At 54.7% G+C, this 2,986-nt stretch carries 3 protein-coding genes; 2 read left to right on the top strand and 1 reads right to left on the bottom strand.

The window, feature by feature from the left end:
• Nucleotides 1-177: 177 nt before the first annotated feature.
• The gene (locus tag G6Q48_RS21800; RefSeq protein WP_000349485.1) at nt 178-492 is read right to left on the bottom strand and encodes an ArsR/SmtB family transcription factor; all 315 of its coding nucleotides are present in this window, start codon (nt 490-492) and stop codon (nt 178-180) included.
• 111 nt (nt 493-603) lie between these two features.
• Here G6Q48_RS21800 and G6Q48_RS21795 point away from each other — a divergent pair, with 111 nt between their 5' ends.
• Both G6Q48_RS21795 and G6Q48_RS21790 read left to right on the top strand, forming a co-directional pair.
• On the top strand, nt 604-1,638 hold the full coding sequence (locus G6Q48_RS21795; RefSeq protein ID WP_166268386.1) for a permease: 1,035 nt from the start codon (nt 604-606) through the stop codon (nt 1,636-1,638).
• Between the two features lie 12 nt (nt 1,639-1,650).
• Complete coding sequence (locus G6Q48_RS21790) at nt 1,651-2,928, top strand: ISL3 family transposase (RefSeq protein ID WP_166268384.1); 1,278 nt, start codon at nt 1,651-1,653, stop codon at nt 2,926-2,928.
• Nucleotides 2,929-2,986: the final 58 nt, after the last annotated feature.

Genomic DNA, 2,986 nt, shown 5'->3' with positions numbered 1-2,986 from the left:
AGGGTATCCGGAATTTCTGGTTGATAAAATGCCAAAGATGTAAAGAAGAAAATCTTTCTCAGCGGATTATCTGATTGATCCTCTTCAGCCTACTCTACTGCCAATTTTCTGTTTCCACCTTCGCCTGAGTCTTCATAGCGATGCTGACTAGGGAGGACAGCGAGAGCTGGGCAAGCGTCAAAGCGGTTCTGGTTCATGCGCAATCCGGACACCTGCACAACATTCCTCTTGTAAGAAACCGATCAAATTCTCTAGGTGCCCATACTCGGGTATACAGACAATCGTGCGGCTATGTTTCTCCTGCCGGATCAGCCCTACCTTGGCCATGCGCGCAAGGTGATGTGATAGCGTCGAAGCAGGAATACCCAGCCCCTTCTGGATATCTCCGACCGAAGCCCCATCATGGCCAGCTTTGACCAGAAAGCGGAACACGGACAGTCGGTGACTATTCCCTAGCTCAGCTAAGCTGGCTGCAACCTTTTCGTGATCCATAGCACGCCCCAATAATTCGATGTTTCTAGAATTATAGTTGACAGGTCGGATAAACGCAAGTAGACTGCGTACATCATTTCGATAAAACTAGAAATATAGGAGTAATATTGAATGTCACCTCAACTCCAAGACGCTCTAGGCATGTTCGCCTTTCTCGCTATCGAGCTATCGGTTTTATTCATTGGCATTAGCTTGCTGGTCGGAGTTCTTCAACGTCACATCCCACCATCCAAGGTGGAAGCGTTACTGACTTCCAGTGGGAAGCGAGGCTATTTTCTTGCTGCTGGTTTAGGAGCTATAACGCCCTTCTGTAGTTGCTCGACTGTCCCCATGTTGAAAGGGTTGATTCGGGCACGGGCCGGTTTTGGGCCGATGATGGTGTTTCTTTTCTCATCTCCGTTGCTGAATCCTATCGTCGTCGGCCTGCTGGTTGCCACGTTTGGATGGACACTTACTGCTATCTATGTGCTCGCCGCTTTGGTGGTCGCGGTAGGTGCCGGATGGCTGCTTCACACGCTTGGCTTCGAGCGTTATGTGCGCCGGACGGCGACACAAGAGAGCAGTGGATGTAGTTCATCAGCAAGCCCGTGCAGTGCTACATCGACCGCATCGAGTTGCGGCACCAACAGCTGCGACACCACTCCGAAGACGGCTTCTTGCGGGGCTGATAGGAAGACAACAGTCTCTACGTCTAGCGAATGCTGTGACAGTCAACCCACTGTCACGGTTAAGAAAGAAGGGAAGTACAGTGGTGTGTGGCGGGAAGCTTGGTCGGACTTTATCGATGTGTTGCCTTACCTGCTCATCGGTGTTGCGATTGGCAGCGTGATCTATGGTTTCATGCCCACTGACTTATTGGAGCAGTATGCAGGCCCAGATAATCCCTTTGCCATTCCAGTTGCCGCTGTCATCGGCGTGCCGTTGTATATTCGCGCTGAAGCCGTCATACCTCTGGCAGCGGCTCTGATGGCCAAAGGCGTGGGTGCCGGGACGGTGCTAGCGTTGATCATCGGCAGTGCCGGAGCCAGCCTGCCTGAGCTCATTCTGTTGCGCTCTTTGTTCACGCTGAAGCTTTTAGCGGCGTTTTTAGCAGTCATTTTTGCTATGGCGATGATTGCCGGTTACGCCACCTACCTGTTTTTCTGATCAAGGCGGGAGATGATTAATTCGTTAAGCCTTCCTGGGTACCAGTTGGTGGATTCTGATGAGCAGAATGAAGACATACATTTTCGGCTTGAAGCACCTACACCAGTAGCCTGCGAGGGGTGCGGCGTGCAGGGTGAGTTCGTGCGGTTCGGCAAGCGTGATGTTCCCTATCGTGACCTGCCCATCCACGGCAAGCGGGTCACCCTCTGGGTAGTTCGTCGCCGGTACACCTGCCGGGCCTGCAAGACCACCTTCAGGCCCCAGCTACCGGAGATGGTGGACGGCTTCCGCATGACGCTGCGGTTGCATGAGTACGTGGAGAAGGAAGCCTTCAATCACCCCTACGCCTACGTGGCTGATACCACGGGCCTGGACGAGAAGACGGTACGCGACATTTTCAACGCCCGCGCCGAATTCCTGGGGCGCTGGCACCGCTTCGAGACGCCCCGCATTCTCGGCATTGACGAGTTGTACCTGAACAAGCGCTACCGCTGCATCCTGACCAACATCGAGGAGAGGACCCTGCTCGACCTGCTGGCCACCCGCCGTCAGGACGTGGTGACCAACTACCTGGTGAAGATGAAAGACCGGCAGAAGGTCAAGATCGTCAGCATGGACATGTGGAATCCCTACCGAGCAGCGGTCAAGGCGGTGCTGCCACAGGCCCGCATCGTGGTCGATAAGTTCCATGTGGTGCGCATGGCCAACGATGCCCTGGAGAAGGTGCGCAAGGGCTTCAGGAAGGAGCTGATGCCCTCCCAGAGCCGAACCCTCAAGGGTGACCGGAAAATCCTGCTGAAACGCGCTCACGAAGTCTCAAACCGGGAACGCCTCATCATGGAGACCTGGACCGGCGCATTCCCACAACTGCTGGCCGCCTACGAGCACAAGGAACGTTTCTACGGCATCTGGGACGCTACCACACGGCCCCAGGCAGAAGCCGCCCTGGACGAGTGGATAGCCACCATCCCGAAGGGCCAGAAGGAAGTCTGGAGCGATCTGGTCAGGGCTGTAGGCAACTGGCGCGAAGAGATCATGACCTACTTCGAGACGGACATGCCCGTCACCAACGCTTACACGGAGTCCATCAACCGACTGGCCAAGGACAAGAACCGTGAAGGACGTGGTTACTCCTTCGAGGTGATGCGGGCACGAATGCTCTACACCACGAAGCACAAGAAGAAGGCCCCGACCGCGAAGGTCTCTCCGTTCTACAAGAAAACCATCGGTTACGGACTGCCGGACTTCGCAGAGGAACTCAACTACGGGGTCGATCTATCAACCATCTGATAATGGTATCAGGTTGGTGGGGTAAAGGTGCCCCATCAACCATTAAATCCGTATACCC

The sequence above is a fragment of the Providencia sp. M-27 genome (genome assembly GCF_011077905.1).
Classification (GTDB): domain Bacteria; phylum Pseudomonadota; class Gammaproteobacteria; order Enterobacterales; family Enterobacteriaceae; genus Providencia; species Providencia huaxiensis.
This window is presented reverse-complemented; position numbering and strand designations above follow the sequence as displayed.

Bases quoted from the DNA above. Each gene is read 5' to 3' on its own strand.
- G6Q48_RS21790 (WP_166268384.1), top strand. From the start codon at position 1,651: ATGATTAATTCGTTAAGCCTTCCTGGGTACCAGTTGGTGGATTCTGAT.
- G6Q48_RS21795 (WP_166268386.1), top strand. From the start codon at position 604: ATGTCACCTCAACTCCAAGACGCTCTAGGCATGTTCGCCTTTCTCGCT.
- G6Q48_RS21800 (WP_000349485.1), bottom strand. From the start codon at position 492: ATGGATCACGAAAAGGTTGCAGCCAGCTTAGCTGAGCTAGGGAATAGT.